The 14,238-nt window shown below is 72.4% G+C and carries 3 protein-coding genes and 1 pseudogene; 3 read left to right on the forward strand and 1 reads right to left on the reverse strand.

Features of this window, described 5'->3' with window-relative positions:
* Positions 1-78 precede the first annotated feature (78 nt).
* Positions 79-10,971 (reverse strand): annotated as a pseudogene (locus ACQPXB_RS38805) (SDR family NAD(P)-dependent oxidoreductase); the annotation flags it as partial.
* A gap of 246 nt (positions 10,972-11,217) precedes the next feature.
* Between ACQPXB_RS38805 and ACQPXB_RS38810 the strand changes: the two are divergent.
* From ACQPXB_RS38810 to ACQPXB_RS38820, 3 genes are read left to right on the forward strand one after another with little or no spacing between them, the layout of a single operon-like run.
* On the forward strand, positions 11,218-11,901 hold the full coding sequence (locus ACQPXB_RS38810) for a PIG-L deacetylase family protein (protein WP_366584103.1): 684 nt from the start codon (positions 11,218-11,220) through the stop codon (positions 11,899-11,901).
* Positions 11,902-11,953: 52 nt separating this feature from the next.
* Positions 11,954-13,246 (forward strand): nucleotide sugar dehydrogenase, encoded by a 1,293-nt coding sequence (locus tag ACQPXB_RS38815; RefSeq protein WP_432846665.1) that lies wholly within the window; start codon positions 11,954-11,956, stop codon positions 13,244-13,246.
* Positions 13,247-13,259: 13 nt separating this feature from the next.
* Positions 13,260-14,216 (forward strand): NAD-dependent epimerase/dehydratase family protein, encoded by a 957-nt coding sequence (locus ACQPXB_RS38820; protein WP_366584101.1) that lies wholly within the window; start codon positions 13,260-13,262, stop codon positions 14,214-14,216.
* Positions 14,217-14,238: the final 22 nt, after the last annotated feature.

A 14,238-nucleotide genomic window follows, 5' to 3' on the forward strand; every position in this document is an offset into this window, starting at 1 on the left:
CCCGGCCCGGAGCGCCCCCATGCGGCGTTCGGTGCGTTGAGCGCCACCAACGCCGCATTGGGGTGCGGTGAGCAGGGGTCAGGCGAGGTCGGTGAGCCAGGCCGAGACGGCGCGGGCGGTGGTGGGGGCGTCGGTGTCGATGAGGGTGAAGTGGTGGCCCGGGACGGTGCGGGTGGTGCCCGCGTGGGACCAGGTGGTGCGCCACGTCGTGGCGGCCGGGTCGAACGGGTCCGTGGGCCGCACGAGCAACGACGGGGTGGCGAGGTCCGTGACCGTGATCCGCGGCAGCAAGTCCATGTAGCGGGCCATCGCCGTGAGCTTCGTGCGGTCGAAGGAGCCGTACTGCGATTCGTGGCGCAGCATGCCCTTCGCGAGGTCCGCGGCGGCCTCCTCGCTGGCGCGGACGTCTTCACCGGCGCCGTCGTGGATCACGTAGGTGTCCAGCAGGACGGCGCCGGCGGCCGGGGTGCCGGTGCGTTCCAGGGCTTCCGCGACGGCGTGGACGAGGATGCCCGCCGACGAGTAGCCCAGCAGCGCGAACGGACGGTCGCCCGCCGCCTTGCGCAGGCTTTCCGCGAGGACCTCGACGATCGCCTCCGGGGTCGATGGCAGCGCCTCCCCGGGCAGGAAGCCCGGCATCGGCACCGCGTGCAGCTCGTGGTCACCGGGGAACCCGGCGGCGAGCTTCGCGTACTGGTACACCCCGCCCGTCGCGACCGGGGTCGCGAAGCAGAACAGCTGCGGGTCGGCCGAACCCTCCTTGAGCCGCACCGGCGCGGGCAGCCGGTCGACGTCGGCGGGTGAGGTGAACGCGGAACGCAGGTTCGCGACTGCGCCCAGCATGCTCAGCCCGTCCTGCACCCGGCCGGCGCGCACCGCGTCGGCGAAGAGTTCCTGCAGGGAATCGTCTTCCGCCGGAGCCGCTACTGTCGTGTCCCATTCGGACAGCAGGTGTGTGGCCAGGCCGGCCGGGGTCTGGTGGTCGAACACCACCGTGGCCGGCAGGCCGAGGCCGGTGTCGTCGTTGAGGCCGTTGCGCAGCTCGACGGCCGTCAGCGAGTCGAGGCCCGACTCCAGGAAGTGGCGCGACGCGTCGATCGCCGTGCCGCCGGCGTAGCCGAGCAGCGCCGCCGTCCGGTCCAGGATCAGGTCCAGTACGGCCCGTTCACGCTGCAGCGGTTCGAGCGAGGCCAGCCGCTGCTTCAGGCCTCCCGCGTCGCCCGCGGCCCGCGACGCCGTGCGCCGCGAAGGCGTGACAAGCGCGCGGAACACCGGCGGCACGTCCTCGGTGTCGCCGGCCAGCACCTTCATCGGCACGAGCAGCGCCTCCGGCCGCGCCACGGCGGCGTCGAACAGCGCCATTCCTTCCTCTGCGGACAGCGGCGAGATCCCGTTGCGCACCAACCGGTCCCGGTCGCTCTCGGACAGCCCCGCGTCCTCCCACAGGCCCCACGCGAGCGACTGCGCGGGCAGCCCGCGGAACCGCCGGTGCGCGGCGAGGCCGTCGAGGAACGTGTTGGCCGCGGCGTAGCTGCCCTGGCCCGCGTTGCCGAGCAGCCCGGCGACGGAGGAGAAGAGCACGAACGCCGACAGCTCGAGGCCTTCGGTGAGGCGGTGCAGGTTCAGCGCCGCGTCGGCCTTCGGCCGCAGCACCGCCGAGAGCCGCTCGCGGGTCAGCGACGGCAGGGTGGCGTCGTCGACCACCGCGGCCAGGTGCACCACCGCGGTCAAGGGGTGCTCGGCCGGGATCGCGGCCAGCACCTCGGCGAGCGCGGCTTCGTCCGCCGCGTCGCAGGCCGCGACGGTCACCGATGCGCCCGACGAAGTCAGCTCGTCGACCAGGCCGGGAGCCGAACCGCGCCGGCTGACCAGGACCAGTCGCCGCACGCCGTGCTCGGTCACCAGGTGCCGCACGAGCCGTGAGCCGATCGCCCCGGTGGCCCCGGTGACGAGCGTCGTCCCGTCGGGACCGAACGCGGTCACGGGCTCGGCCGACGGTGTCGGTCGCGTGAGCCGTCCGGCATACGCGACGCCGGAGCGGAGCACGAACTGCGGCTCCCCGGAGTCCGGCAGACCCGGCAGCAGCGCCAGTGAAGCCTCGTCGGAGTCGACGAGCACGAACCGGCCCGGATTCTCCGACTGCGCCACGCGCACCAGGCCCCACAGCGCGGCCCCGGCGAGATCCGTCACGTCCTCGCCGTCGCGCGCCACCGCGCCGCTCGTGAGCACGACCAGCGTGGCCGCCGAGAACTCCTTCTGGGCAAGCCAGTTCTGCACGTCCTCCAACGCGTCACCGATCTCAGCCGGCGTGCGGCGATCGAGCACCACGACGTCCGGCACCGGGCCGGCGGCGAGGACCGCGTCGAGACTCGGGAACAGCGCGGGCACTGCTGTACCGGTCGCCGGCACGGGCAGCCAAGCCCAGCCGAACAGCGACTCGGGCGCCCGGGTGGCCACCGCACCACCGGCGGCGGTCCGCAGCACCAGCGACTCGACCGACGCGACCGGACGCCCGGTCTGGTCGGCCAGCTCGATCGCCACGGAGTCCGCGCCCAGCGGCGTGATCCGCACGCGCAGCCGGCTCGCGCCCACCGCGTGCAGCCGCACGCCGGTCCACGCGAACGGCAGCCCGCCCTCGACCGTCACGGTCTCGGCGAGCCCGATGGCGTGCAGCGACGCGTCGAGCGCGGCCGGGTGCAACCCGAACCGCTCGGCGGCCGGGTCGTCCAGCTCGACCTCCGCGAAGACCTCGGCACCCGACACCCAGGCGGCCGTCAGCCCCTGGAACGCCGGCCCGTAACCGAGGCCCACGGCCGCGAAACCTTCGTAGAACCCGTCCAGGTCAACGGGTTCCGCCCCCGCAGGCGGCCAGACGGACAGCCCCGCGGGCTCCGCCCCCGCGTCCGGCGCGAGCACCCCGGCGGCGTGCCGAACCCACGGCTCGGCGGCATCGGCCTGCGAGAACACCGACACGGTGCGGCGACCCGAGCCGTCCGGCTCGTCCACGACCACCTGCAAGCGCACCTTGCCCAGCTCCGGCAGCACGAGCGGCGCTTCCAGAGTGAGCTCGTCGATCCGCGGGCAGCCAGCCTCGTCACCGGCCCGCACGGCCAGCTCGACGAAAGCCGCGCCCGGGAACAGAATCACGCCACCGACGGTGTGGTCGGCCAGCCACGGGTGCGTGTGCACCGACACCTGGCCGGTCAGCACCACCTGCGCGGAACCGGCCACCGTGAGCGACGCGGCCACGAGCGGGTGCTCTGTCGCGTCGAGCCCCGTGGTGACGAGGTCGCCGGTGGCGTGGAGGGCCTCCATGTCCACCTCGGGCCAGAAACGCGTGCGGCAGAAGGCGTACGACGGCAGCGGCACCTGCTCGGCACCGCGGAACAGCTTGGCGGGCGCGAGACCGAGGCCGTGCGCGAAGAACCGGCCGGCGGCCAGCTGCGCACCCCGGAGCTCGCCCTGGGCCTTGGCGCGCAACGGGATCACCACGACGTCACGCGGGTCACCGGCGAGACACGTCTGGGTCATCGCGGCGAGCGTGCCGTCGGTGCCCAGCTCCACGTACCGCGCGGCGCCGAAGTCCTCCAGGGCTCGCACACCGTCGAGGAACCGCACCGACTGACGGCAGTTCGCCACCCAGTACTCCGGGTCGCACCAGCGCTCCGGGTCCACCACCACACCGTCTACCGTGGACACAATCGGCAACCGGGCGGGCTCGTAGGTGAGCTCTTCGGCGATCTCGCGCAGCTCGTCGAGGATCTCGTCGAGCAACGGCGAGTGGATGGCCTGGCTGATCGCGAGCCGTTTGGTGCGGCGGCCTTCGGCCTGGAAGTGCTCGGCGATGGCCAGCACGTCGGGCTCGGCACCGGACACGACGAGTGAGCGAGGGCCGTTGATCGCGGCGATCCCGCACGCCGGGGTGAGCAGCGGCGTGACCTCGGCTTCGTCGGCTTCGACCGCGAACACCGCACCGCCGGCGAGTTCCTGCATGAGCTGCCCGCGATGCGCGACGAGCTTCGCCGCATCCTTGAGCGACAGCACCCCGGCCACGTGCGCGGCGGCGATCTCGCCCACGGAGTGGCCCAGCAATACCCCTGGCCGCAGGCCCCACGACTCGACGAGCCGGTAGAGCGCCACCTGCATGGTGAACAGGGCGGCCTGCGTGAACGCCGTGCGGTCGAGCAGCTGCGCGTCGACCGAGCCCTCGTCGGCGAACATCACCTCGCGCAGTGAGCGGCCCAGGTGGTCGTCGAACAGCACACTCGCCTGGTTGAAGGCGTGCTCGAACACCGGGAACGCGGCGCACAGCTCACGACCCATGCCTGGCCGTTGCGTGCCCTGTCCCGGGAAGAGGAACGCGGTCACCCCACCGCGGGCGGTGCCGCGCACGACGGCCGGCGAGTCCTCCCCCGCGGCCAGCGCGGTGAGGCCCGCCACCAGTTCGGCCCGGTCGTCGCCGGCCACCGCCGCGCGGTAGGACAGCATCGGTTCGCGCACGGCCAGCGAGAACCCGACGTCGAGCGAGTCCAGGTCCGGGTGCTCCTCGAGGTGCGTCAGCACCGCGGCGGCCTGCAGCGGCAGAGCTTCCCGCGTACGGGCCGTGAGCAGCCACGGCGGAAGGGCCGTGCCACGCTCACCCGGCGCCCGCACCGGTTCTGGCGCGGCGACGGGCGGCGCCTGCTCCACGATCACGTGCGCGTTGGTGCCGCTGTACCCGAAGGCCGAGACGGCGGCGCGGCGCGGACGGTCGCGCTCGGGCCACGGGATCGTCTCGGCGAGCAGCCGCACGGTGCCCGGCGACCAGTCGACGTGCGGCGACGGGTCGCCGCCGTGCCGCGTCATCGGCAGCTCGCCGTGGCGCATCGCCAGGATCATCTTGATGACCCCGGCCGCACCCGCGGCGGCCTGCGTGTGCCCGATGTTCGACTTCACCGAGCCGAGCCACAGCGGGTCGTCGGCCGAGCGCTCGCGGCCGTAGGTGGCGAGCAGCGCGTTGGCCTCGATCGGGTCGCCCAGCGTGGTGCCGGTTCCGTGGCCCTCGACGACGTCGACGTCCGCGCCGGTCAGCCCCGCGAGCTTGAGCGCGCGGCGGATCACGCGCTCCTGCGAAGGCCCGTTGGGCGCGGTGAGCCCGTTGGACGCGCCGTCCTGGTTGACCGCGCTCGAGCGGACCACCGCGAGGACCTCGTGGCCGTTGCGCTGCGCGTCGGCGAGGCGCTCGACCACGAGCAGGCCCACGCCTTCGGCCCAGCCCACGCCGTCGGCCGCGGCCGAGAACGCCTTGGTGCGCCCGTCGGACGCCGTGCCGCTGTTGTCGAAGTGCACGAACGGTTCCGGCGAGACGAGCGCGGACACCCCGCCCGCGAGGGCGAGCGAGCAGTCGCCCTGGCGCAGGGCCTGGATCGCGAGGTGCAGGGCGACCAGCGAAGACGAGCACGCGGTGTCGACCGAGACGGCCGGGCCCTCCAGCCCGTAGGTGTAGGCGACGCGACCGGAGACCACGCTGCCGAGCGCGCCGGAGCCGCGGAACAGGCCGTTGTGCGCGAGCGTGCCCAGCGGGCCCGGGTCGTAGTCCGACTGCATCACGCCGGCGAACACGCCGGTGTCGGTTCCCTTGAGCGACAACGGGTTGATGCCCGCCGACTCGCACGCCTCCCACACGGTCTCGAGCAGCATGCGCTGCTGCGGGTCCATCATCACGGCTTCGTTGGGGCTGATGCCGAAGAAGCCGGCGTCGAAGTCGGTGGCGTCGGTGACGAACCCGCCGTTGGGTTCCTTGCCCGCGGCCGCCGACAGCCCGAGCCAGTAGTCGAGGTCCCACGCGCGGTCCTCGGGGAAGCGGGACGCGCCGTCGCCCCCGTTCACGACGAGCTGCCAGAACTCCTCGGGTGTGCGGACGCCGCCGGGGAAGCGGCAGGCCATGCCCACGATGGCGATCGGCTCGTCGGCGCCGAGGGCGACCACGGTCTGCTCGGGCTCGGTGGCGTCGCCGAGGTCGCCGAGCAGCGATTCGTGCAGGTGCGCCGCCAGGTCACCGGCGGTCGGGTAGTCGAAGACGAGCGTGGCCGTGAGGCTCAGGCCCGTGGCTTCGTTGAGCGTGTTGCGCAGCTCGACCGCGGTGAGCGAGTCGAACCCGAGGTCCTTGAACGCGCGGTCGGCGTCGACGACGTCGGCCGAACCGTGCCCGAGCACCGCGGCTGCGTGGGCGATGACCAGCTCACGCAGGTGGTCGAGCCGTTTGTCGGCCGGGAGCCGGATCAGCTTGCCCAGCAACGAGTCCGCGCCCGCCTCGCGGTCGGAGACCGTGCGCCGCGCCGCCGGGACGAGGCCGCGCAGCAGGTCGGGCACGCCGCCCGCCTCGCGCCACGCGGGCAGGTCGAGCTTGATCGGCACGAACACGTCGCCGGCCGAGCCGACGGCCGCGTCGAAGAGCGCGAGGCCCTCCTCCGCCGTGAACGCGCCGAGGCCGCGCTTGCCGTGGGTCTCGCCGGCCATACCCGCGGCCGACTCCCACATGCCCCAGGCCAGCGAGTGCGCCGGCTTGCCCTCGGCGCGGCGGTGGGTGGCGAGGGCGTCGAGGAAGGCGTTGGCGGCGGCGTAGTTGGCCTGACCGGGCGCGCCGAGCACGCCGGCCGCCGAGGAGAACGTGACGAACGCGGCGACGTCGCCGGCCAGCTCGTGCAGGTGCCACGCGGCCAGCGCCTTGGGGTCGAAGACGCCGTCGATGCGCTCGGGCGTGAGCGAAGGCAGCATCCCGTCGTCGAGGACGCCGGCCGCGTGGACCACGGCGTGGATCGGGTGCTTCTTCAGCAGCCGCTTCACGACGGCGGCGTTGGCGAGGTCGCACGCGGCCACGGTGGCCTCGGCCCCCAGCTCGGCCAGCTGCGCGACCAGCTCGGCTACACCCGGCGCCTTCTTGCCGCGGCGGCTGACCAGCAGGAGCTTCTTCGCGCCCCGCCGGGCCAGGTGCGTCGCGACGATCCGGCCCAGCGCACCCGTGCCGCCGGTGAGCAGCACCGTTCCGGCGGACCAGTCCACGGGCTCGCCCGGCTCCGGCACCGCGCGGGCCAGCCGCGGCACGCGCACGTCGTCGCCGGAGACACGCACGGCCGTCTCGTCGGCGACCGCGATCGCGGCGAGCTGGTCGGGGGTGGACTCGCCTTCCACCAGCACGATCCGGCCGGGGTTCTCCACCTGCGCCGAGCGGACGAGACCGGCGACGGCCGCACCGGCCAGGTCACCGCGGGTCACGACGACCAGCTTGCCCTCGACCGATTGCAGCTCCCTCAGTGCATTGTGGACAGCCGCCCGCGCACTTTCGGCGTCGTTGCCGGTGCCGGCTTCGTACACGGCGTAGTCGGTGGTGCCCGCGTCCGGCAGTGTCGTCGGGACCCAGTCGAGCGAGTACAGCGAGTCGGTGCTGCTCGGCGTCGATCGCGCGGCGGCGAGCTGCTCCTCGCTGATCCGGCGCAGTGTCAGGCCACCGACGCGGGCGACCGGCGCACCGCTGGTGTCCGCGAGCCGGAGCTCCACGGTCTGCTCGCCCGTCGGGTGGACCTGCACGCGCAGCGAGGACGCGCCGGCCGCGTGAAGCTCCACATCGGACCACGCGTAGGGCAGCGTCGTGCCCTCACCGGCAGCGCTGCTGAGGCCCACGGCGTGCAGGGTCGCGTCGAACGCCGCAGGGTGCAGGCCGAACACCTCCGCGCTCATGCGGTCCTGCTCGGGCAGCGCGACCTCGGCGAACACGTCGTCGCCGCTGCGCCACGCGGCCCGCAGGCCGCGGAAGACCGGGCCGTAGGCCATGCCGTGTTCGGCGAGCAGGTCGTACATGCCGTCGAGGTCGATCGCCTCGGCGCCGACGGGCGGCCACGCGCTGAGGTCGAACGCGGTGGCCGCAGAAGCCGGGGCGAGCGTGCCGTCGGCGTGACGGGTCCACGCGCTCGCCGTGGACAGGTCGTCGGGGCGCGAGTGGACACTGATCGGCCGCGTGCCGTCCGCGGCGGGCGAGCCGACCCGGAGCTGGATCCGCGCGGCACCCTTCTCCGGCAGAACGAGCGGCGCGTGCAACGTGAGGTCGCGGACGCGACCGCAGCCGACCTCGTCGCCCGCGCGCACCGCGAGCTCCACGAAGGCCGTGCCGGGCAACAGGATCGCACCGCCGACGACGTGGTCGTTCAGCCACGGGTGCGTGGTCGCGGAGATCCGGCCGGACAGCACCAGGCCCTCGGCGTCGGCGAGCAGCGTCGCCGCGCCGAGCAGCGGGTGGTCGACCGGGTCGAGACCCATCGACGTCACGTCACCGGAGTCGGACGAGACCTCCAGCCAGTAGCGCTGGTGCTGGAAGACGTAGGTGGGCAGGTAGGCGCGGGCAGCACCGCGGGCGGTGAAGTGCGCGGCCCAGTCGGGCGAGATCCCACGGACGTGCAGAGTCGCGAGTGCCGTGACCAGGGCGACGTCCTCGGCGATCTCCCGGCGCTGCGCGGCGACGGCGACCGAACCGTCCGAAGAGGACTGCGGCACGACGGCAGTCAGCGGCGCGTCCGGGCCCAGCTCCAGGAACCGGTTCACGTCCTCGGCCGAGAGCGCCCGCACGGCGTCGGCGAACCGCACCGGCCGGCGCACGTTGCGGACCCAGTACTCGGGATCGGTCAGCTCGGTGAACACCTCGCCGCCGGTGACGCTGGAGACGACCGACAACGTCGGCTCGGTGTAGGTGATGCTCTGCGCCACCGCGCGGAACTCGGCCAGCATCGGGTCCATCAGCCGCGAGTGGAACGCGTGCGACACCTTCAGCTTCGTGGTCCGGCGCCCGGCGAACTTCTCCGCCACGGCCAGCACGGCGTCTTCGGCACCGGAGATGACCACGGACCTCGGCCCGTTCACGGCGGCGACGTCGACCGTCCCTTCGGGATCGTGTTCCGCGACTTCCTCGGCCGTGCCTTCGATCGCCACCATCGCGCCGCCGGCGGGCAGCGCCTGCATCAGCTTGCCCCGTGCGGCGACGAGCTTCGCCGCGTCGGCCAGCGAGAACACCCCGGCGCAGTGCGCGGCCGCCAGCTCGCCGATCGAGTGCCCGCACACCGCGTACGGCGCCAGACCCCACGACTCGACCAGCCGGAACAACGCCACCTCGAACGCGAACAACGCGGCCTGCGTATACCCCGTCTGTGCCAGCGTCTCGGCGTCACCGGCCACGACCTCGCGGATCGGCCGGTCCAGGTGCCGGTCCAGCTCGCCGCACGCGGCGGCGTAAGCCTCGGCGAAGACGGGGAACTTCGCCGCCAGCTCAGTGCCCATGCCGACACGCTGCGAACCCTGACCGGAGAACAGGAATCCGAGCGTCGCCTCACCGCGCGCCAGACCGCTGACGCCACCGGGCTCGCCGTTCGCCAGCGCGGTCAACGCCGCCAGCAGCTCGTCCTGCGTGTGCCCGGTCACGGCGGCGCGGTGGTCGAGGTGCGTCCGGCCGACGGCCAGCGTGCGCGCCACGTCGAGCGGCGGCGCGGGGTTCTCCACGAGGTGCTCCGCCAGCCGCGCGGCCTGGTCCCGCAGCGACTGCGGCGTCCGCCCGGACAGCACGAACGGGACCGCCGCGTCGTCCCGCGCCGGCTCCGTCGCCTCGGGCTCCGGAGCTTCCTCCAGGATCACGTGCGCGTTGGTGCCGCTGAGCCCGAAGCACGACACCGCACCGCGGCGCGGCCGGTCCCCTCGTGCCCACGGGCGCGACTCGGTCAGCAGCTCGACGTTCCCGGCGCCCCAGTCGACGTGCCGGGTCGGTTTGTCGACGTGCAGCGTCTTCGGCAGCACGCCGTTGTTGAGCGCCAGCACCAGCTTCAGCACGCCGGCGACGCCGGAGGCGGCCTGCGTGTGCCCGACGTTCGACTTGATCGACCCCAGCCACAGCGGCTCGGCACGGTCCTGGCCGTACGTCGCCAACAGGGCCTGCGCCTCGATCGGGTCACCGAGCTTGGTGGCCGTGCCGTGCGCCTCGACCACGTCGACCTCGTCGGGCGTCACCCGGGCGTTGGCCAGGGCCTGGCGGATCACGCGCTGCTGGGCTGGGCCGTTGGGCGCGGTCATGCCGTTGGAGGCGCCGTCCTGGTTGATCGCGGTGCCGCGCACGACGGCGAGCACGGGGTGACCGTTGCGGCGCGCGTCGGAGAGCTTCTCGACGAGCAGCATGCCGCAGCCCTCGGACCAGCCGGTGCCGTCGGCGGAGTCGGCGAACGTGCGGCAGCGCGCGCTGCGGGCGAGCGTGCCGTCGAGGGAGAACTCCACGAAGGTGCGCGGCGTCGACATCACCGACACGCCGCCGGCCAGCGCGAGCGAGCACTCGCCGCTGCGCAGGGCCTGAACCGCCAGGTGCAGTGCGACGAGCGAGGACGAGCACGCGGTGTCGATCGTGACCGCGGGTCCTTCGAGCCCGAAGGTGTAGGCGAGCCGCCCGGAGATCACGCCCGACGAGCCGTAGCTGCCCTGGTAGTTGTGGTACATCGTGCCGGCGAAGACACCTGTGGCGCTGCCCTTCACCGAGTGCGGCGCGATGCCGGCGCGTTCGAAGGCCTCCCACGACGTCTCGAGCAGCAACCGCTGCTGCGGGTCCATCAGCAGGGCCTCGCGGGGGCTGATGCCGAAGAGGTCGGCGTCGAAGTCCAGTGCGTCGTGGAGGAAGCCGCCTTCGCGCACGTAGCTGGAGCCGGGGCGTTCACCGCTGGGGTCGTAGAGGCGCTCGAGGTCCCAGCCGCGGTTGGTCGGGAACTCACCGATGGCGTCGACGCCGCCGGCCAGCAGCCGCCACAGCTGCTCGGGGGTGTTCGCGCCACCCGGGAGGCGGCAGGCCATGCCGATGATCGCGATCGGCTCGCGCGCGGCCTCGGTGAGCCGGCGGTTCTTCTCGCGCAGCCGCTCGGTTTCCTTCACCGAGGCTCGGAGCGCACCGACCAGTTTTTCTTCGGAGTTGCCCACGTGTCCTCGTTCCTTCCCCGTCACGTAACGCCGGACAGGCCGACGATAGAAGCGCGAGCGCGGCCGGACCCACCCCTAAGAGCCCCTGCACCAGCGCGCTCGAAGCGGCACCAAGGTCCGCTTTAGACGGTCTTTAGGGGTTGTCGGTCGCGGCGGCCGGATGACAGATTTTCCCCACGTTCACAGCAATTCTCTCGCTCGTTTTCGCCCGAGGTTCGCCCGCTGGACTGAGACTGGGGATCGGTTATGCACAGGAAGATTCGGAAGCTTCTGGTCGTGGGGGCCCACGGCGACGACGAGACGCTCGGCGCCGGCGGCACCATCGCCCGCCTCGCCGACGAAGGCGTCGTCGTGTCGCTCTGCATCCTGACCAACGACGACGGTTCGCGGTCGGTGAGCGGCACCGGTGTCGTCAACCGCACCGCCGCGATCGAGCTGGCCGCGAAGACGCTCGGCATCGAGCGCGTGCGCGTCCACGAGTTCGGCGACAACCGCCTCGACACCGAACGGCACCTGGACCTCAACCGCGTCGTCGAGCAGGAGGTCCGGGAGTTCGAGCCGGACACGGTGTTCGCCACCAGCATGTGCGACCTGTCCACCGACCACGCGCTGGTGAGCCGCGCGGCTCGCGTCGCGGGCCGGCCCGGCCGCGGCCCGGTCAAGGAGGTCCGCACATTCGAGATCCGCTCCGCCACCGACGTCGGAGAAGCTTCGGGGCTGCCCAACGCGTTCCGCCCGAACTACTGGCAGCTGCTCGACGAGTCGCACCTAGACCGCAAGATCGACGCGCTGCGCGCCTACGGCAAGGAGCTCGAGCCGTGGCCCAGCCCCCGCAGCGAACGCGGCGTGCGCGCCCTGGCCGAATACCGCGGCTCGCAGGTCTCGGCGGGGCTCGCCGAGGCGTTCGAAATCGTGCGGATCGTGCATTGAGCGCGTTTCCTTTCTGTCTTTTATCTGCCCAGCAAGAAACGGGTGACGAGAAATGACCAGTACTGTCGCTGAATTCCGGACCACCACCGAGCTCACCAAACTGACTTCGGTCGCCGTGATCGGCATGGGGTACGTCGGCCTGCCGACGGCGCTCGGCCTGCACGCCGGCGGCGTCGAGGTGATCGGCATCGACCTGTCGCAGAACCGCCTCGACGCGATCCGCTCGTGCGAGGTCGACCTCATCGAGTCCGACCACCGCCGCCTCGAGAAGGCCGTGCACCAGGAAGACTTCCAGCTCACCACCGACTCCGCGCGCATGGCCGAGGCCGACGCGGTGCTGGTGTGCGTGCCGACCGGGCTCGACGAGTACCTGATGCCCGACCTGGGCCCGCTGGAGAGCGCGTGCGCCGCCCTGATCTCCCACGCGCGGCCCGGCCAGACGCTGATCCTCACCTCCACCAGCTACGTCGGCACGTCGGAGCGACTGCTGGTTAAGCCGTTGAGCGCCAAGGGTTTCACGGTCGGGCGGGACATTTTCGTGGCGTCGAGCCCCGAGCGCATCGACCCCGGCAACGTCACACACACGCAGGCCGAGACGCCGCGCGTGCTGGGCGGGGTCACGCCGGTGTGCACCGCGATGGCGCAGCGTGTGATCAACGTGCTGACCCCGGCCGTGCACTGCGTCAGCTCGCCGGAGGCGGCCGAGATGACCAAGCTGTTCGAGAACACCTTCCGCGCGGTGAACATCGCGCTGGCCAACGAGTTCGCGGAGATCAGCGACGGCTTCGCCATCGACCCCATCGAGGTCATCGACGCCGCCGCCAGCAAGCCGTACGGGTTCATGGCCTTCCACCCCGGCCCCGGCGTCGGCGGTCACTGCATCCCCTGCGACCCGCACTACCTGCTGTGGCAGCTGCGCGCGACGCAGAGCAACGCGCCGCTCGTCACGCAGGCCATGCACGCGATCGCCGAGCGCCCGAAGCAGGTCGTGGACCGCGTGCTCAACACGCTTTCCCGCGACGGCAAGGGCATGGCGGGCACCCGCGTGCTCGTCGTCGGCGTGACCTACAAGCCCGGCGTGCAGGACGTGCGCTCGTCGTCCGCGCTCGACATCCTGGACCTGCTCGCCGCGAAGGGCGCCAAGGTCGGCTACCACGACCCGCTGGTGCCCAACGTGCGCGTGACCGGCGGATCGCTCGACAACGTGGTCGACCCGGCCGGCGGCGACTGGGACGTCGCCCTGATCCACACGATCCAGCCCGGGCACTCGTACGAGTGGCTCGCCCAGTGCGGCACGGTCATCGACGCCACCTACCGCTTCGACCGCACGCTGTTCGCGAACTGAGAGGACTCCTGACGTGCGTTACCTGATCACCGGCGGTGCCGGTTTCATCGGCTCCCACCTCACCGAGCACCTGCTCGCCCGCGGCGACGAGGTCGTCGCCCTGGACAACCTCAGCACCGGCACCCTCGACAACCTCACCGCCGTGGCCGGGCACCCCGGTTTCCGCTTCGTCCGCGGCTCCGTGACCGACCCGTCGGCCGTCGAGTCGTGCATGGCCGGCGTCGACGCGGTGTTCCACCTCGCCGCCGCGGTCGGCGTGTTCACCATCCTCGACAAGACGCTCGAGAGCCTGCGCACCAACCTGCACGGCACCGAGAACCTGCTCGACGCCGCGCTGCGCCACGACGTCCCGATCCTGGTGGCGTCCACGAGCGAGATCTACGGCAAGAACACCGCCGACGGACTGTCCGAAGAGGACGACCGCATCATCGGCTCGCCACTGAAGAACCGCTGGTCCTACGCCGAGGCCAAGGCGCTGGACGAGACGTTCGCCTACCTGTATGCCAAGGAGCACGGCCTGCGCACGGTGATCGTGCGCCCGTTCAACACCGTCGGCCCGCGCCAGACCGGCCGCTACGGCATGGTCATCCCGCGCTTCGTCACGCAGGCGCTGGCGGGCGAGCCCATCACCGTCTTCGGCGACGGCCAGCAGACCCGCTGCTTCTGCCACGTGCACGACGTCGTGCCCGCGCTCGTCGACCTGCTCGCCGACGAAACCGCGTACGGCAAGGTGTTCAACCTCGGCAGCAACGAGCAGACCACGATCGCGCAGCTGGCCGAACGCGTGATCTCCGCGACGGGCTCCACCAGCACCATCGCGAAGGTCCCGTACGAGCAGGCCTACGGCGAGGGCTACGAGGACATGCAGCGCCGCATCCCCGACTGCACCCGCGCGTACAACCAGATCGGCTTCGTCCCCACCCGCACGCTGGACGACATCATCGCGGCCGTCATCGCCGACCGCCGCTGACCCCCCGCCCAGACCACCCCAA

Source organism: Amycolatopsis sp. CA-161197, assembly GCF_050942255.1.
GTDB lineage: Bacteria > Actinomycetota > Actinomycetes > Mycobacteriales > Pseudonocardiaceae > Amycolatopsis.